Consider the following 19,621-nt stretch of genomic DNA (forward strand, 5'->3'; position numbering starts at 1 on the left):
ATACTATATAAATGGAGTTTAAGGTATGAATATTTTGGAAACTATTTGAGCAAATTATGACCCTAATTCAAATTATTTGCCGCTTAGAGAAAAGTTTTTAGAAGAGGCAAATAAATATTTTGAAAACGCAGTAAAGAAGTCTAATATTTCTGTAGAAGAGTGCCAAACACTAGCAAAAAATTATGAAGCAGCAGCCAATAAGAAAGAGAAAACCAGCAGAGCTGTTTCATCCTTTTTAGCCTGATTTATAGTATTTTTGGTTCTTGGACTAGTAGCATTTTTATGATTCGGAGTTGTTTTAAAGTTCAAAATTTTAGATGCAGCAATATATAGCAGTGCTGATTTAGCACAGGTTATTGTAGCGCCAATATTAGGTGTTACTTTCCTTGGTTTATCATTTGGCCTTTTCTTAGTTAAGTTTATTAAAAACAAAAAGCAATTAATTAAAGACATAATAGCCAAAGGAGAAGCATACAAAAAAGTTTCAAGTGCAATAGAGCCACTACTTTCACTTTTAGAAAGACATGGCATCAAAGAAGAAATTTTGCAAAAAACAATGCCAGAAATTAAGTTTAATAAGTACTTAATGAATGAATGATATAACAGCTTTGTAAGTGAATACGGAGCACAGAAACTTTTAGGTAAGAGTGAAAATACATATTGCAAATCAATCTTAAGTGGAACTTTATTTACTTCTCCTTTTATTTTTGTTAATAAAAGAGGTTGAAGATATGTTGATGTTGATTACAGTGGCTCTATAACCATAACATGAACAGAGACATACTATGTTAATAATGAAGCTAGAAGCAGAGAAAGATCAGAAGTACTTGTAGCTACTGTAACAAAACCAGCGCCTGAATTTAGCGATGATAATTACTTGCTTTTTGGTTCAAATGAAGGAACAAAACTTAGCTTCTTTAGAAAACCAACAAAAGTTAATGTAATGAATGAGCGGGAAATAGAAAAGTTTTTAAGAAAAAGAGGTGACGAACTAACTAAGCTTACCGAGAAATCTATTGCTAAGAATTCATCATTTAGAGTAATGAGCAACACTAAATTTGAAGCTTTATTTGATGCAACTAATAGAGATAATGAAAGAGAATATCGTGAGCTCTTTACCCCTTTGGCACAGAAGAATATGACAAATTTGCTTTTAGATAAGAAAAACGGTTATGGTGATAATTTTAAATTCTCTAAAAATGGTAATGTCAATTTAATTGAGAACACTCAATTGGAATATGAAGATAATGAAATATTTAAAGAAATAATTGATTGCAATTCATACTCATATAATGAAATTTTCAACAAGTTTAACCAAAAAATGGCCTTGTTTTTCAAAGAATTTTATTTCAGCATAGCTCCATTATTATGCATTCCTAACTATATATCATCTATTGAAAAACTACTAAATAAAACTAATGACAGGAGTCTTTCATATTTAGAATTAGAAAAGCTTGCACACAGCACAATAAATAAATCAGGCAAAAATGGTTGAACAGACACTGAATTTGTAGTTAACATCTCGGACGTGCATAAGTCAGATTCTAATTTTGAAGAATTTAGTGTCCAAGCTCAAGGTTTTTCAACATCAATTGAAACAGATTATGTAACTAAAATGGGATCTGATGGTGAGCTTCATACCATTCCAGTTCATTGAACCTTATATACTCCTGAGCACCGTGAATTTGTAATTCAAGTTGGCAAAATTAATGAATTTGAAAGCAATGATTCATATCTTGATGAATTAAATGAAGTATTAAATGAATTTGCTGATGAAAGCCAATCATTAGCTAAAGGTGAAACTCTTTCTAGTTATGTAAGAGTGTTCCATAAAGAGCTAAACTAAATTGCTATTTTTGTATAAGTTAACAACTAGCTGTACACAGATAAATAAGAAAATTTAATATATAATTTTAAACATAAAAATAACTGTTTAAAGGAGAAATATGGCAAATCAATTAGATGAATTAACTGACCCAGTTAATCCTCAAGGAAGAGATGTTAATGTTATACATAAGCAAATTCCTGCTAAAGTAACATGACGTTCAACTTTGTTTGAAGTTATATTATGACTACTATTAATAATCCCTGGAATAATTTTTCTATTTAAAAAAGTTAAGGCTAAAAACTACTTACAAAAATTAGAACAAGAAATCCAAGCTAAGTCTTCAACAATAGATGCCTACTTATTAAATAGAGTTAATATAATGAATAATGCTGTGTCTATTGCTAAAGAGGCAGTTAGATTTGAGACTGAAGTTTTAGAAAAAATCACTGCATATAGAAGCGGAGTAAATATTACTGATGCTAACAGGGCACAAGTAGCTGAAGATATTGATAAAACATTTAATTCTGTTGCTTCAACTCTTCAAGGCTTAAGAAATGTCAACGTACAATTTGAAAGATATCCAGAATTAAAAGCTCATGAATTACTTCACAGAGTTATGGATGAAAACAGAAGAAGTCAAGCAGAAATTACAGCAGCGAGAGAACTTTATAATGATACTGTTGCTATATGAAACAAAGCAATTTTTGAATGACCAACTAAAGCAACGGTTGCTTCTAAAGAAGGATATACAACAAGAGTTCCATTTTCAGTAAGCCAAGAAATAAAAGAACGCGCAAATGCAAACTTTATGGCATAAAAATCAAAAAGACGGCATCAGGCCGTTTTTTGAAACCAATTTTAAGAAAAAAGGCATTATTTCCATATTAAACTTTTTATTTTTTTAGCCAGACTTAAAACGCCTTAATTTACATTATAATTTTTTATACTAATATTTATAAGTCATGTTGTGAGTATTATGTAATAAAACTTCAAAGGAGTAATTATGAAAAAGTCACACGATTTTGACAGTAAGGAATATCTAAATTTAGTTGACGCCTGATGAAGAGCTGCTAACTATTTATCAGTTGGTCAAATGTATTTAAGAAATAATCCACTTTTAAAAATACCACTTACCAGTAATGATGTAAAAATTTACCCAATTGGTCACTGAGGAACAGTTCCTGGTCAAAACTTTATTTATGCACACTTAAACAGAATCATAAACAAATACGACCTTAATATGTTTTTCATTAGTGGTCCAGGCCATGGCGGTCAAGTTATAGCTTCAAACACATATCTTGATGGCTCATATACTGAATTATTTCCTCATGTTACTAAAGACATCAAAGGAATGACACACTTATTTAAATACTTCTCATTCCCTGGTGGAACAGCTAGTCACGCTGCTCCTGAATGTCCTGGTTCTATTCATGAAGGTGGTGAATTAGGATATTCATTATCACATGCAGCGGGTGCAGTTTTAGATAACCCTGATGTTATTGCTGCTACTGTTATTGGTGACGGTGAATCAGAAACTGGTCCTCTTTCAGCTGGTTGATTTATAAATTCATTTATTAACCCTGCTAATGATGGAGCGGTATTGCCTATCTTGCACGTAAATGGCGGAAAAATTTCAAACCCAACAATTTGATCGCGTAGATCAAATGAAGAATTAGTTTCATATTTCACAGGCGCTGGTTGAAAACCATTTATTGTTGAAGGCAATGAACCTGAATATATGCACCATGAAATGGCCAAAGCACTTGATGCAAGTGTGGAATTAATTAAACAATATCAAGCTGAAGCTAGGAAAAATGGCGCCAATAAAGCTAAAAGGCCACAGTGACCAATGATTGTTCTTAAGTCACCAAAAGGATGAACTGGACCTAAAGAATGAAATCATGAAGCAATTGAAGGAAGTTTCAGAGCACACCAAGTTCCAGTTCCTGTATCAGCTGAAAAGATGCAACACATTGATGCGCTTGAAAACTGATTAAGATCATATAGACCAGAAGAATTATTTGACGAAAATGCCCAATTGAAGCCTGAAATAGCTGCTATTGCACCAAAAGGTGACAGAAGAATGGGCAAAAACCCTATTGCTAATGGCGGCATTAATCCTAGAGCCATAAATGTTGGAGATTGAACAAAATTTGCACTAGATATTAAACAACCTGGCAAAGTTATTAACCAAGATATGGTTACTTTAGGTTCATATTTAGGTGAATTAAGTCTACTAAACAAAGATAATTTCAGAGTTTGAGGACCTGATGAACATAAGTCAAACAGACTATATGAAATGTTTAAAGTAACTGACCGTCAATGATTAGACAGAATTGATGAAAAATATGATGAATTTTTATCATCTGTAGGTAGAATTATTGACTCGCAGCTATCTGAACACCAAGCTGAAGGTATGCTTGAAGGATATGTGCTAACAGGAAGACATGGTGTTTTTGCTTCATATGAATCATTTTTAAGAGTAGTTGATTCTATGCTTACTCAACACATGAAATGAGTTAAAAAAGCACTAGACATTCCTTGAAGAAATGATTATCCTTCACTTAATGTTATAGCAACCTCAAACGCTTTCCAACAAGATCATAATGGTTATACTCACCAAGATCCAGGATTAATTGGACACTTAGCTGACAAAAGACCTGAATTAATTAGAGAATACCTTCCAGCTGATACAAACACATTGCTTGCAACAATGGCTAAAGCATTGCAAGACAGAAATGTTATTAACTTAATTATTTCATCAAAACAACCTAGACATCAATTCTTTAGCATTGAAGAAGCTACTGAATTAGTTGAAAAAGGTATAAAAATCATTGATTGAGCATCAAATATTAAGCCAAACGAAGAACCTGATTTAGTTGTTGCTGCATCAGGAACCGAATCAACAATTGAATCATTAGCAACAATTACATACCTTCGTGCTCATTTCCCTGAATTAAAAATTAGATTTGTTAATGTACTTGACTTACTAAAACTAAGACATCCAAGCATTGACCCTAGAGGATTAAGCGATTCTGAATTCGACTCAATCTTTACAAAAGATAAGCCTATTTTATTTGCCTTCCACGGTTATGAAGCAATCTTAAGAGATATATTCTTCTTGCGTTCGAATCACAACATTATTACTCACGGTTATAGAGAAAATGGCGATATAACAACAGCATTTGACATTCGTTTACTTAGCGAAATGGACAGATTCCATATGACAGCTAATGTTGCTAAAAAATTAGCACCAGTTGTTGGAGAATCTAAAGCAAATGAATTAGTAAAACTAATGGAAGATAAAATTAAAGAACATAGAGCATATATTAAAGAATACGGTACTGACTTGCCAGAAGTTAAAGAGTGAGAATGAACACCATATAAATAAATTAAAAAAATATTGGACAACCCCAATATTTTTTTATGCCTGTTTTATAGGCATAGAAGTCTATTTTTTAGCTTTTGATTTAGCAAAAATTTCATCACCTAACTTAATTCATTCATTTAAGCATTTATGAAAGTGTTCAAAACCTTTTTTGTAAAATTCATCACTGGTTAAATCAACCCCCATTGACTTTAGTGTATTTAGAGGATAATCACTATTGCCTGCTGAAAGAAAATTATTGATATATTTATCTAAAAACTCTTTTCCTTTTAGCTTATATTGATTGTAAAAATAGTTCGCTACAAGCTGACCTATTGCATATTTATAAACATAGAAGCCCATATAAAAATGAGGAATTGTTACAGCCGCAATTTGCTCTTCTTTTTTGAATTTTCTAGGTTTTTTATAGTACTTTTTGAGAGTTTCATAATATATTTTTGCCACTTCTTCATAATTTGGAGCAACTTCATTTGCATCCACTTTTTTATAAAGCTCATATTCATAGTTAGCTCATTTAGCTTGTGTTACTGTTGTGCCAAAAAAGCCTGAAATTATGTGGCTGTAGATAGTAAATTTTTCAATTTTGCTGCTTGATTTTTCTATCAAGTAGTCATAAAGCATTGATTCATTAAAAATTGAAGCTATTTCAGCTAAAAATATTGGATAGCTAGCATTGGTTATATCATTATTTTTATCAGAAAAATAAGAGTGCATTGAGTGACCTAATTCATGAGCTAATGTTTCGACTGAATTAAGCTCGCCATCAAAGTTCATCAAAATATACTTTTTATTTATGCCATAAGTATTTCCAATTGAGTATGCACCAGAGAGCTTATTTTTGACACTCATAAAGTCAACTCATTTTTCCCTATAAGCCTGTTTTATAGTATCAGAGTACTCAGTGCCAAAAGGTAATAAAGCATTATAAACTATCTCTTTTGCTTCCTCAACGCTATATTTGTTTTTGACCTTAAAAATATCTCTGTTTGAATCATAAAGAATTCTAAACTTTTCCTTAAAGTGTGCTTCATAGTACTTTTTGTAATGTTTTCAGTATTTAGAAATATCATCTTTTAAGGAAGCAATGTTTTCAAACAATTTTAATAGTATTTCATCACTTACCTTATCTTCATAAGTCAGCATATTAATTGAATCTTTGTATTTTCTTACTTTAGCATTAACAGAGATATTTTTAAAAGTTTGCACAAGCATATTGGCAAGTGATTCTTTGTGTTGTAATTTTGCCTTCCTGTACTGTAAAACAGCATTTTTACGCAAAAGTGCATCATCAGATTTAAGCATTTTTGAATATGAAATTGGGTCAAGTTTGTGCTTTTTATTTTTTGAATCAAGCACATCATCATATCTTAGTTCAGCATCAGTTAAGATATTAAAAACATCTTCTAAATTAGGCTCGCCAAAAGCAACTTCATTCAAGTACTCTTCAACATCATTTGATAATTTATGATTAAATGAATCTAAAGTATCATTAATCATTTTTCTATATGATTTAAGTCTTTCATCATTTACTCATAATTTTAATTTATCAGCATTTTTAAAAAATCTGTTGATTTCTGAACCATATTCTTTATTTAATTCTTCATTAGCTGAATCAAATTTAAGAGCCATTTCTTGAGGTTGTGGATCAGTTAAATTAATGTTAGTTTTATTAGAGATATAATTGTGTAATTTATTATCCACAATTTCCATTTGTTCATTTAACTTAAGCCCAGCAATAAATGATTCAATGCTCTCGTATTTTGAGTCTTTAATTTCAATAAGGTCTTTAAAAATACTTACATACTTATCTAATCAATATTCAAAACTTTTACCTTCTAAAATTGATTCTAAGTCTCATTTATGCTCATCATTTACTTTATCATAGCTAGGATATTGCTTCATTTTTACCTCTCCCAAAATTAAATATATATTCAAAAATTAAAATTTTTTATAAAAAATAAATATATTATAAAATAATTAAACTAATGATTATAAAAGTAATAAAAGAGAGCCGTTATTGATTAAAAATAGCACTTATGATATTTAATGAAGACATAAATCCTTCATTGCCTTTTTTTGTTACTGAATATAGTCAAAATTTGTATGACACGGTCTCCCCTTCTGCGCTTTTTTAATTTAAAAAAAACATTCAAGGAGGATTTGTGATACAAAAAAAAGAAAAGCTTCCTTACATTATTAAACTTAAGGAAGTTGTCAAAGAATTCGATGGCAAAATTGTTTTAGATAACATCGAATTGAACATTAAAAAAGGTGACTTTGTCACATTATTAGGTCCATCTGGCAGCGGTAAAACTACTATTTTGAGACTTATCGCGGGCTTTGAGAAAACCACTCGTGGTGAAATTCAGTTTAATGGACTAGACATTAAAGATTTGCCACCTCATAAAAGAGATTTATCAACCATTTTTCAAGACTATGCACTATTTCCGCATTTAAATGTTGAAGGTAACATAAAATTTGGACTTCCACTTAAAAGAGTACCTAAGGAAACTATAAATCCTAGATATGAAAGAATCTTGGCTCAAAAGAAAATTAAGTGAACTGAATTAGCCAAGAAAAAAATGCAAGAATTAGATGAGTTGCAAGATAAGTACATTGAAGAAATGGAAACATTAAAGCCAAATACAATTACTTACAGAAGAAGACAAAAGTGATTGGATAGATCAGACTTTAATTATTCATACTGAGAAAACTATGTTCAGCAACAAACTGAATCTTTTGAAAATAAATTTTTAAAAAGAAAACTAACTAAAAATGAAATTGATCAGTTAGTTAAAGACTTTGTTAAATTAGTTGGACTAGAAGGTAATGAAAAGAAAGCAATCAGTGAGCTTTCTGGCGGTATGCGTCAAAGAGTTGCACTTGCTAGAAGCTTAATTATTAAGCCAAGTATTTTGCTTTTAGATGAGCCTCTTAGTGCTTTGGATGCTAAAATTAGGCAAAAAATGCAAGTGTTACTTAGAAGCTTGCAACAAAAATTAGGTCTAACATTTATTTTTGTTACCCACGACCAAGATGAAGCGCTTGAGCTTTCGGATATGGTAGCTGTTATGCGTGGGGGCAGAATAGAACAATATGATAGCCCTAAAAATATTTATGACTATCCAGTTAATAAATGAGTAGCTTCATTTATTGGTGATTCAAATATTTTCAATGGAATTTTTAACAAAGAAGACTGTACAGTAGACCTTTTGGGCAAAACATTTAAAACAGTTCATGATGAAGATGAATTTGCCAATGAGCAAGAAGTGGATGTTTTAATTCGCCCTGAAGACATTGACATTATTTTAGTTGATGAAGATGAAGAAGTTGAAAAGAGCAAAGAAAGTAAGAAAACTAAAGAAAAACTAAGAGGAAGCATCCAGGATATTGCATACCGTGGAAGTTATTATTACCTAAAAGTTAAGCTTAATATGGGTGAATATATTTATGTTGAAACCGCTAAGAAATTTGAATTAGATGATGTCGTTGACATTAGTTGAACAATTGACAGTATTCATTTAATGAATAAAGATAGCAAGTGAGATTATACTTCTAATGAATTCAGGAATTAAAGCCTCATTGGGACTCAACAGAAGATTATTATTCTTATTCCCATACATTTTTATAGCTATTCTTTTAGTATTCTTACCAATTATTTTAATCATTGTTAATTCAGTTATTCACATAGCTGACCCTACTTTTGATTCATTCAAGCTAGTTAAAGATTCAAAAACTTGAACAAAGATTTGAAGAAGTTTATTCATTGGAATAATTTCAGCACTGCTTTGCTTAATTATAGGCTTGCCATATGCATATTTTGTTGCAAGAAGCAAAAACAGAATTATGCCAATTTACGCTATGAGCCTTATTTTAAGCCCCTTAGTAATTTTTACAATTGCCAAAATATATGCAGTGCGTGGTTTCTTTTTAACCTTAGTTTCTAAAGAAAACGATCTTAATGCTATTTGATTCATGATTTTTGGCTTAACTTATTTAAACTTATCGTATATGATAATGCCACTTTATTCAGTGTTTAGAGATATGCCAGAAAATATTATTGAGGCTTCTCATGATTTAGGTAATGGGCCAGTTAGAACATTATTTAGGGTGATATTACCATATAGTAGTAAGGCAATTTTAAGTGGCCTAGGAATTATTTTCTTATCTAGCGCTACTAACTTTGTTATAAGCGATAAATTATTGCCTGACGGTTCACAGCATCAATTAATTGGTACTGTAATTAATAATTACACTAGTCCAGCTAATCAATATGAAGTGTCTATTGGTACAACTTTAGTAATTGTCGTATCAATCATATTTATAGGAACATTCGCACTAATTAGTTTCTTGCCAAGAGTATTCAAAAGAAGAAGGAGAGCAAGATATGAATAAGGCAGCTAAATTCTTTAAAAGTTTCTATATCCACATAATATTATTGGCATTTTATATCCCGCTTTTATATGCTGCAATCTTTAGTTTTAACAATCCAAGTAGTAAAGGATTTGTTAGAACAAGTTGAAATGGTTTTACTACCAACAACTGAGCTACATTTTTTAACGAAGGCAGAGGCATTGCCTTGCTTAATTCATTAGTTATAGCTTTTGCTGTTTCAGTTATTGTCGTAACTATTTCTCTTTTTACATGCTATGGTATGTGAAGACAAAAAAATAGAATCTATAGCAAGATGATTCTAGGAACTAATAATGTGCCATTAATTAACCCAGATAACATCAGTGCTATCGGTCTTGCTTTATTATTTTCAGTATTATTTGGTACACTGGCAAATACACGTGAAGGACTATTTCGTGGGATCGTTGGTCACACAGTAATGGCTCTTCCATATGCTATTACTTTAATGTTTCCAAGAAGCGATAAGTTCAATGCTTCATTATTTGAAGCTGCTCAAGACTTAGGATATAGCAAACTTAGAGCATGATTTAAAACCTATTTTGTTTACATGCTTCCTTCTAGTTTCTTTGCTGCTATTGTTGCTGCTTTCTTAAGTTTTGATGACTTCATTATTTTAAGAACAGTTTCAAATACATCAACATTAGGTACTAAATTATATGAAGGTGAATTTAGAGCATGAGGATTAGTCGTCGGTGCTTCATTATTAATCATTGTTTTATCATTTAATGCTATTTATATTTCATATAAATGAATCAAAATAGCTAGAGCTAGCAAAAAAGCCAAAAAGTCTATAGAACAGGCAAATAAGGAAGAAATGGAAACAAAAACATCTTTATTTGATATAGGAGGCACTGATGAAAAGCAATAAATTCATGCAATTTATTAAATCTAAAGTGCTAACTAAAAAAGTTGGTTTTTCGCTAGCTGCTCTTTCAGCTGCATCAGTTGCTGTTGGTGCTGTTTCTTATAAATATACAAAAAGTGCTTTTAAACCTGTTTTTTCTAACTATCAAGCATACATAGATGAGTATAACTTAGAAAAACTAAGTCAGCGTTTTGAATACAAGCAGTTTGCTGTTTTGGACGAATTTACTAGAGATATATTAACTAACAAAACTGCAGGCGGAATTGGTAGTGATAGCCAAGCTACTAAGCTATTAATTAACAACAATCAAGGCAAGCCACTATTAAGAAAATTCAAAAGATCTGACTTTAAAAAGATTTTTAAAGCCAAATGAGACGATTCAAAAACTACTGAAGAAAATTTAAAAGTTATATATAACCCTGTTGTTTTTGAACACATTAAATCGTATGATGCACTATTAGACAATGTGCCTGTTTTTGACGAAAATGGCACAATTGTTCCTAATAAAACACAAAAAGACTTGCCAAATGAAGAAAGACTTCATTTATATGATTATTTCATACCTTACTTTATGCAAGATATGGTTATTGCATACAATCCTCAAAAGCTAGCTAAATATAATAATTTATTCAAGCCATTTCATATGGAAGCTCCTGAAGAGCCAGTTGAAAGTGATGGAGAACAAGCCCAAAAGGACTATGAAATAGCCAAAAAAGAATATGACTCTAAGTATGAAAATTCTATTAGTGACTACTTTGCCGGTGTTCATAATGGCATTGAAAAACAAATTAACTCTAAGCTTATTGAGATAATTAATAATCCAAATAATAAATATAAGGAAAAAGTTGTCGATAAGCAAACTGGACAAGAAAAAATAGAAGAACATAATAATTTACCGATGTCAGAAGCTCTTAAATTGCTTAGAAATCCTTATGGCACTAATTCAGAACAAGATGCTTTTAAATATTATCAATACACTAATGCAGTGCGTGATAATATGATCTACGGCTCATCATATAGATTAGATACTAAAACAGGGAAAAGAGTTTCTCAGCCAACTGGTGAAGCTGTTATAACTGAGGAAACAAATATAACTAATAAAAAAATTAGAACTGAAATCTATAGAGATTTAATTGACCAATTTGTTGCTATGTTTGAAGATTCAACTGGTTTTAAAATTACAGACACTGAAAGAGTTAGAACTAGTGGAAACGGTTTAGACTTGCTTAATACATTAATTGATCCTACAAAGAAATTTAATGTAGCTATTATTTATAATGGTGATGCTGTTGATGCCTTTTATTCATTAGATAATGTCAAAAATTCAGAAGTTCCTGATGGTGTTGTTAGATTTATTCGTCCTTCAGTTAACTTACTTTTAGTTGATGGATTTGTTATTGCCAATCCAACTGAAGAAGATGTTGCATTAGACATGATTGACGCAGTAAATAAAACAGTTTTTGCTGGTTATGACCAACCTGATGAGTTTTGAAACTCAGATGACATTGAAAAAGCTAGAAAAAATGTTGCTGCTGATAAAGATAAAGATGAATGATATGAAAAATATGGTGCTTACTTTGCTTTTGACTATATAAGATATACTCCTGCTATTCAAAGTTTATATAAATATGTTTTAGATAATGAGTTTTCAGAAGACAAGTTCCCTGGTTATGGTAAGGCATTTAATGACTACCAAAAAGACTACCTTCAAAACTTATATAAAATTGAAAGCGAATATACATTTAATGACTTTAAGTCAGATAATCCAAGCAAAAAATTAGATGATTTAAAAGGATTTAAATACCATGTTAAACATATTCCAATTCATCCTGTTACACACGAAGTTCAGACAGAAATAAACATTTACTATGACAACAAATTGAAATCTTAAAAAATTTGGCCACTGTGCTGAATTTTTTATATTGTGGCAATTATGAACTTATAAATAATATTTCAATTGACTAATAAGCCTATAAAACAGGCAAAGAAGTACACATAGCTGTGTTCAGGATAAGCATCATAAAAATTTATTAAATAAATAAAAAAATTTATTTTTTTACTATAATTTAAATACTTATTTTTCAACAACTATTTTTAATAATGAGGAGGGTGCAATGGCTATAGTTCCAAAACGTAAAACATCTAAGCAACGTAAACACAAAAGACGTACTAATGATGCTTTACCAGTGCAAAATTTAATCTCATGCAAAAACTGTTCTAATATGATTCAACAACACCGTGTTTGTGAACACTGTGGCTTTTACAAAGGTAAAAAAGTTGAAGGATATAAAAGTTTAAACTTGCGCGCTCAATAATAATGCTTTAAAACCAATTTTGCTTGGTTTTTTATTTTATCTTTTATTATAATTTTTAATTATATGAATAAAACTTTATCAGTTCCTGAATCTAAAATTGCACTAATATCACTACTTGTTTTTTTAATCATTTGCGCAGTGATTATTTTTATCATTACTTTCTTTTTAATTAGAAATAATAAAGTTAAGAAAATTAAAAAGCAAGCCAATGAAATATATAAATTTATTAGCTCCAAAACAACTAATGGTTCTATGACAATTTCTAGATTCAAAAGCATTTCGCAAGCACAAGGTGATTATAAAAAAGATCTTAGCGAACTGATAAACATTAATGAACAAATAAGAGTCATTTATAAGCCTTTATTTGCTTTATGCAATAAGATTAGAAATGATAAAAATAAGAAATATAACACCTTAAAAAATGAATCACTCAAACTTAAGAATTTATTTGATGAATATAAAAATTTATGAGATAAATTTAGCAAAAAGTCAGAAACTTTAAACGTGCACTGAGGTATAGTCGATTCAATAAGCTCCAAACTTTCAACAATTCTTTTGGAGCTAGAAAACTATATTAGTAAAAACAAAAATAATTTAAGCCACACATATGATTTACTAGTTCGTGAATTAGATGAATTACAAAAAAATAATTTTGCTTTTGAAGATAAAAAACTAAATAATGAAATAACAAATGTTTCGGCTGAAATTAATGAATACGAAAAGAGAGTTTATTCATTTTGCAAAAAAGTTGATGTGCTAGCAAAATTAGAAAATTCTATTTTTTATGCACTACCACAAATGTTTAGCAACAAACATTTTGATTCTAAATTCAGCAATGAAATAATGCAATTAAAAAACAATTTGCAAAGATTGCAACATAATTTTACCTCTATGCCATATCAAGAGTTATTAAAAGAAACTAAGTTAATTTACCTTAGATACTTTACTTTGCTTAAAGAGAATAAACACAATAGCGAGTTTAAAAGTTTTATCAAAAGCAAATTTAAGGCACTTGAAGATGAAATTCAAAAAAATAACTCTTTAGTTAACTCATTTATTTATAAAATTGATGAAGATGATTCTTACAAAAGTACTATAAAACAGAATTATATGTCAACTATTATCTTCTGAGAGAATCTTATTAAGGACTTTGAAATTCTTAAAACGAAAGCTGACAAAGGTATTGAAATAGGTTTATTAGAATTGCAAACATTTTTAGAGCAATACTATTCATTGCTTCAGTCATTTGATTCTATAATTTCCCAATACGACTATTTTACAGCCAAAAAAGTATACGATAAGCTTTATTTAGAAATCAACAACCAGTGATGTCTAAAAGTTTTAAATCATAGAGATGTTTTAGAAAAGTTATCAGAAAATGATGAGCTATTTAAACAATTAATCAGATTAAACAAAGAAATTAATAATGATTTTAGCACTAAAAATTACATTGATTTAGGTTCTGAGCTATGAATAAAATGAACTGAATTATTAATTAAGCTCTATAAAAAGGTTTATACACAATATATTTATAAGGCTATGATTGATGCCTTAATGCGAAAATTAGCACAAAAAAACATTAACAACAGTCCTGAAATGGAAGAGTATATGTTATATGTTGACAGAAATATAGTTTCATTAAGGTTCAAAGAAGCTTTTGAATTTTTAGCTGCGGCTTCAAAAGGAAAATAATATGTATGAAAAAATTTTAATAAGATATGGTGAGTTAACACTTAAAGGAAAAAACAGAGACTCATTTATAGCTCAGTTAGCTAGAAACATTAAATTAATTACTGGAGAGTATCCAGAAACTAAATATGATCGTATGTTTTTAACATACTCTGATGCTAATTTAGAAAAACTACAATATGTGTTTGGAATAACTAGCTATAGTCCTGTAATTTTTTGTGAAAATAACTTAGAAAAAATTACTAATAGTGCTATAAAACTGGTGAATAAGGACGATAAGACATTCAAGATATCAGCTAGAAGAAATAACAAAAAATTTGAACTAACAAGCGCAGAAATTAATCAAAAAGTCGGCGCCTCTGTATTAAAACATTACCCTTTAATTAAGGTGGACGTTCATAATCCTGAATGTAATATTAATATTGAAGTGCGCTCTGATAAAACATATTTATTTAGCAAAACTTATGAAGCATTAGGCGGTCTTCCTGTTGGAATTAGTGGCTCTACATTACACTTAATGTCAGGAGGAATTGATAGTCCTGTTGCTGCATTTAAACTTATGAAAAGAGGACTAAAAGTAAGTTTTTTATCTTTTATTTCACCACCACAAACGGATGAAAAAACAATTGGCAAAATAAAAGATTTAGTTTCTGTATTATCTAAATATCAAGGTAAAAGTCATCTTTATTTAGCTAACTATTCTAAGTTAATGAATTACATTTCTTTCACATCTAATGAATCATACAGAATCAACTTAATGCGCCGTAGTTTTTATAGAATTGCTTCAAAATTTGCTAAGGGCAAAAATATTATGACTTTATCAAATGGAGAAAATTTAGGTCAAGTAGCTAGTCAAACAATTGAGAGCTTATCAACAATTGCAAGTGCTAGTGATTTATTGATTTTAAGACCGCTTATTGCTAATGATAAAGTTGAAACAATTAATATTGCAAAGCAAATTAAGACCTATGATATTTCAATTGAAAAAGCTAAAGAAACTTGTGAGCTATTTGCCCCCAAAAACCCTGTAACTAAGCCTAATTTGGCAACAGCATTAAGACTGGAAGAAGAATTAACTCAGCTAAAAGATTTAGAAGAAGAGTTGCTTGCAAACGAAATTGAACACTATACAATTGAATAAAAAACAGGCTTAATCAGACAGCCTGTTTTTTGCTTTATTAAATCCATTAAGAATTAAGAATCTTATAAACAACAATTGCAATTGTTCCTATAATCACAATGAAGAGTGCCAGTACTAACAAGGAAGAAAAAATAATTTTCCTCTTATTTTCTACATATTTAGATCTTGTATATTCATCTAAATTTTGGACAGCATCCTGTACAAGAGTATCTCTATCTGCTTCATTAAGCTTACTTATTTCTTCAGTAGATAAAATCTTTATATCCTTAATTTCTTCAAAGGTAGTAAAGCGAGATTTTTCTTGTTCATTATCTAAATTGCTCATATGCTAATTTTACATTAATCATAAAAAATAGTGCTTGCAAAATTATTTGGCTTTAGTAGTCTTAAAAACCGGAAGTTTATCGGAATTATTATGCAATTTAGTTGCATTAGCAAAGTTATTATTGGCTGTTCCTTGTTCAAATTCTCATTTCTTTAGTGAATGGTCAAATTTATAAGCATAATCAAACATAAAACTTACATCTTTAACTTTTTTAATGTTTCAGCCTGATATGTCCTTGTTAAAAGCAATTGCTTTTTGGAACATCCCTTTCATATCAACAACATTACCAGTGTTTCATTTAGTTATGTCACCGTTAAATTTGCTAGCTTCCGCAAACAAGTTAGACATATTGGTGATATTTTCTGTTTTTCAATTTAAATTTTGGTTAAACTCAGTTGCCCCTCTAAACATTGATCTTATATCAGTGACTGATGATGTATTTCAATTTGAAATATTTGAATTATTAAATTCCTTTGCATTGTAGAACATATACTGCATATTTCTAACATTTGGGTTTACTAACTTAAATATTGGGCTGTTAAATTTCGATGCATTTTCAAACATTCTTTCCTTTGTTGAAACATTATCAACATTTCAACTAGCTAAGTCTTTGTTAAATTTTTTGGCACCAGAAAACATATAATCCATAACATTTACTTTATCAGTTTTTCAGTTAGAAATATCTGTGTTGAAATTAACTGCGCCAAAGAAAAGTTTACGCATATTTTCAACATTTGATGTGTCTCATTTATCTAAACCTTGAATAGTACCGCTTCAATTTCTATCAAATGCACTCTCTAAACTTATAACTTCTTCTGGAAGAACTTCAGGAACTTTTTTAACATTTCTACCAAACTGCTCAATTTGTCCATATTTGTCATAGCCAATTTCTAATACTTCAGTCTTATCAGCACTATATTTATGTTTTCTCGGCGTCACTTCTTGAAGATAGTCAATTGTAAGTTTTAGCGTTCCAGAAATTAGTTTAGAGTTTGGTTTTGAAGTTATGCTAATTTCCCCTTCTCTGTTTAAAAGAGCTTTTTTCTCTAACTTGAAGTCAAAATCACTTTCTGTCAAATTGTTTAATTTATCTTGTTTTTTAAGCAAGTTTAATATATCTTTTTTGGTTGTATTATTTGTGTGATTAGTCTGAAGTTTTAATTTTGAAATATCAGTTTTTAAAACCTTAACTTCTTCATTTTGATTAGGATCAGTTTTTTCTGGATTATCTTTTCCAGGATCAACAGGCGGAGCAATTGGAGCATCCATTTCAGGTTCCTTTTTAGGTTCCTTAATCTCATTATTTTTACATGAAGCAGCAATTAAAGGAAGTGAACTAGCAAAAAGAACCCCCCCCTAATTAACATTAATTTTTTCTTATTCATATCTCTTTATTCCTTTATTTGATTTATATGCGTAAAAATTTTTAATTAGTATATCAAAAAAGATTGTTTGGAAAAAGAATGAAGAATAGCTAAAAATAAGAGTTTAGTCAATAAAAAATGTAATAAAAAAGTGCAACAGAAAATCTGTAGCACATCTGCATTTTGTTATGTGTTAATAAATCTAGTCTATTTTGCCTTATTATTAAAATTAGGAAGTTTACTAATATGTGCTCCCTTTTTAAAGTTTTCATATTTAACTTCTTCACTGTTGAATGTTCATTTATCTAAGTCTTGTTTGAAAGAGAAAGCATTTGCAAACATGCTTGACACATCGGTTACATTTTTAACATCTCAATTCGATATATTTTGATTAAATGCTTTAGCATCTTTAAACATTTGTCTCATATCTGTAACTTTAGATGTTTTTCACCTGCTTATATCACTGTTGAAAATTAGTGCCCCAGAAAACATATCAGACATTAATGTTACATTGTCAGTTTTTCAGTTACTTAAGTTTTGATTAAATGCTTTAGCGTCTCTGAACATTGCATTCATCTTAGTGACCCTTGTCGTATTTCACTGTGAAACAGACGAATCATTAAATTTTTCAGCACCATAAAACATATATGACATATCACTTACTTTGGGATTAATTAGCTTAAATAATGGTTTATTAAATTCCTTGGCACCACTAAACATATTTTTCATTTTCGACACATTCTCAACATTTCATGATGATAAGTCTTGATTGAAAGCAGTAGCTTTTTCAAACATATGTTCCATATTTGTAACATTTTGTGTTTTTCAGCTTGAAACGTTGCCATTGAACATCTTAGCTTCTTGAAACATTCTATTCATGTTTTTAACACTTGCAGTGTTTCATTTATCTAGATTTATATTGAACTTTTCAGTAGCATAAAACATATAACTCATGTCTTCTACTTTATCAGTCTTCCAGCTTGATATATCTGTGTTGAAGTTTTTGGCTCTAAAAAACACTTGACTCATATTTTCAATATTTGAAGTGTCTCATTTACCTAAATTTTCAATAGTCTCATTTTCGTTGTTTTCAAAAGCTCTATATAAACTAATAACCTCTTCTGGCAGTTTTGCCGAAACTTTTTTAACTTTTGTGTCAAATCTTTTTATGATTCCTTTAGAGTCATAACCAATTTCTAAAACTTCGGTTTTATCCTTGTTATAAACATGTTCCTTTGCTGCAACAGACTTAAGCTTTTCAATTTTTATTTCAAATTGACCTTCAATTATTTCAGAGTTTTGATTCGCCTTTATGGTTATTCTTCCTTCCCTATTTAATAGAGATTTTTGCTCTAATTTGAAGTCAAAATCACTTTCAGTCAAATTCTCTAATTTAGGTTGTTTTTTTAGTAGTTCTAAAACTTCACTTTTATTCGTATTATTTGTTGGACTAAATTCAAGCTTTAAACCAGAAATATTAGTTTTTAAAACTTTAAGTTCATCACTGTGCATAGGTTCAGTTTTTCCAGGATCAGTAGGCGGAGCAATTGGAACATCCATTTCAGGCGCCTTTTTAGGCTCCTTAGTTTCGTTATTTTTACATGAAGCAGCAATTAAAGGAAGTGAACTAGCAAAAAGTAACCCCCCCTAATTAATATTAATTTTTTCTTATTCATATTTTGTTGTTCCTTTATTTGTAATTAAGATGTAAAAAAATTTTTCAATAATATATCAAATAAAGACTATAGCCAATAATCAATTTTTTGAAAAAGTGGTAAAAAATATGAAAAAACAGCAAAAAATGCTGTTTTTGGAGCATAAATTAAATGCAAATGGTGGAGATGTCGGGAGTTGAACCCGAGTCCACACACCAAGAATATATAACAACTTTTCATAGTTTAGTTTATTTTTAGAAATACTAGATTAAGAAAACAAACAAACTTAACATAGTATTGTGTCTAAAATTTCATTTTATCTACAGACACATTAGATAAAACTAGTCCGGTAAACCGATTTATGCAAATTGGACACTTTGCATAAACCACTTGCTGCTAATTCTTAAGCAAAAGCAAGGTTTGTGTTTGCATTTGCAATTGCAAATGCTGGAAGTCCAACACGAACTTCTTCTGACTTTTTATCGTTTGCACGTATTAAGCCTAGTTGCCTTTAGGTTTGCAAGACCACTAATTGTTATAAAACCCAATGCATGTCGAAGCCATTACATCCCCATATGTTAGGTTATAATTGTATTATATATTTTAATGAAATATCTATATAACTTTAAGTAAATAAA

The 19,621-nt window shown here is 29.8% G+C and carries 14 protein-coding genes and 1 other RNA gene; 10 read left to right on the plus strand and 5 right to left on the minus strand.

All coding sequences use genetic code 4. The features are described 5' to 3' along the window. Nucleotides 1-25 precede the first annotated feature (25 nt). From MAG_RS00625 to MAG_RS00635, 3 genes are all read left to right on the plus strand, one after another. Nucleotides 26-1,846, plus strand: coding sequence for an MAG1210 family protein (locus MAG_RS00625; protein ID WP_011949301.1), 1,821 nt, complete (start codon nt 26-28; stop codon nt 1,844-1,846). 100 nt (nt 1,847-1,946) lie between these two features. Further along, complete coding sequence (locus MAG_RS00630) at nt 1,947-2,645, plus strand: LemA family protein (protein WP_011949302.1); 699 nt, start codon at nt 1,947-1,949, stop codon at nt 2,643-2,645. Nucleotides 2,646-2,831: 186 nt separating this feature from the next. Continuing rightward, nucleotides 2,832-5,219, plus strand: coding sequence for a phosphoketolase family protein (locus MAG_RS00635; RefSeq protein ID WP_011949303.1), 2,388 nt, complete (start codon nt 2,832-2,834; stop codon nt 5,217-5,219). Nucleotides 5,220-5,279: 60 nt separating this feature from the next. On the opposite strand, the gene pepF is transcribed toward MAG_RS00635, so the two are convergent. Continuing rightward, on the minus strand, nt 5,280-7,118 hold the full coding sequence (pepF, locus tag MAG_RS00640; RefSeq protein WP_011949304.1) for an oligoendopeptidase F: 1,839 nt from the start codon (nt 7,116-7,118) through the stop codon (nt 5,280-5,282). A gap of 260 nt (nt 7,119-7,378) precedes the next feature. Here pepF and MAG_RS00645 point away from each other — a divergent pair, with 260 nt between their 5' ends. From MAG_RS00645 to thiI, 7 genes are all read left to right on the plus strand, one after another. Next, nucleotides 7,379-8,791, plus strand: a complete 1,413-nt coding sequence (locus tag MAG_RS00645; protein WP_011949305.1) for an ABC transporter ATP-binding protein — start codon at nt 7,379-7,381, stop codon at nt 8,789-8,791. Continuing rightward, nucleotides 8,775-9,611: an ABC transporter permease gene (locus tag MAG_RS00650; RefSeq protein WP_011949306.1), complete on the plus strand. Its 837-nt coding sequence runs from the start codon at nt 8,775-8,777 to the stop codon at nt 9,609-9,611. The genes MAG_RS00645 and MAG_RS00650 overlap by 17 nt, the downstream gene beginning before the upstream one ends. Further along, entirely contained in the window at nt 9,604-10,497 is an 894-nt protein-coding gene (locus tag MAG_RS00655; protein ID WP_011949307.1) for an ABC transporter permease, read from the plus strand. The genes MAG_RS00650 and MAG_RS00655 overlap by 8 nt, the downstream gene beginning before the upstream one ends. Beyond that, entirely contained in the window at nt 10,484-12,385 is a 1,902-nt protein-coding gene (locus MAG_RS00660; protein WP_011949308.1) for a hypothetical protein, read from the plus strand. Before MAG_RS00655 ends, MAG_RS00660 begins: the two co-directional genes overlap by 14 nt. A 223-nt stretch (nt 12,386-12,608) precedes the next feature. Then, complete coding sequence (rpmF, locus tag MAG_RS00665; protein ID WP_011949309.1) at nt 12,609-12,809, plus strand: 50S ribosomal protein L32; 201 nt, start codon at nt 12,609-12,611, stop codon at nt 12,807-12,809. Nucleotides 12,810-12,872: 63 nt separating this feature from the next. Then, nucleotides 12,873-14,501: a hypothetical protein gene (locus MAG_RS00670; protein ID WP_011949310.1), complete on the plus strand. Its 1,629-nt coding sequence runs from the start codon at nt 12,873-12,875 to the stop codon at nt 14,499-14,501. A 1-nt stretch (nt 14,502) separates the two neighbouring features. Beyond that, nucleotides 14,503-15,639 (plus strand): tRNA uracil 4-sulfurtransferase ThiI, encoded by a 1,137-nt coding sequence (thiI, locus tag MAG_RS00675; protein WP_011949311.1) that lies wholly within the window; start codon nt 14,503-14,505, stop codon nt 15,637-15,639. 46 nt (nt 15,640-15,685) lie between these two features. Here the strand turns inward: thiI and MAG_RS00680 are convergent, their stop codons facing one another. The 4 genes from MAG_RS00680 to ssrA form a co-directional block, all read right to left on the minus strand. Then, entirely contained in the window at nt 15,686-15,964 is a 279-nt protein-coding gene (locus MAG_RS00680) for a hypothetical protein (protein WP_011949312.1), read from the minus strand. 42 nt (nt 15,965-16,006) lie between these two features. Continuing rightward, nucleotides 16,007-17,233: a BspA family leucine-rich repeat surface protein gene (locus MAG_RS00685; protein WP_011949313.1), complete on the minus strand. Its 1,227-nt coding sequence runs from the start codon at nt 17,231-17,233 to the stop codon at nt 16,007-16,009. Nucleotides 17,234-17,535: 302 nt separating this feature from the next. Continuing rightward, nucleotides 17,536-18,888, minus strand: a complete 1,353-nt coding sequence (locus tag MAG_RS00690) for a BspA family leucine-rich repeat surface protein (RefSeq protein WP_011949314.1) — start codon at nt 18,886-18,888, stop codon at nt 17,536-17,538. Nucleotides 18,889-19,161: 273 nt separating this feature from the next. Further along, nucleotides 19,162-19,556, minus strand: a transfer-messenger RNA (tmRNA) gene (gene ssrA, locus MAG_RS03930). Nucleotides 19,557-19,621: the final 65 nt, after the last annotated feature.

It is taken from the genome of Mycoplasmopsis agalactiae PG2, from assembly GCF_000063605.1.
In the GTDB taxonomy this organism is placed as follows: Bacteria; Bacillota_I; Bacilli_A; order Mycoplasmatales; family Metamycoplasmataceae; genus Mycoplasmopsis; species Mycoplasmopsis agalactiae.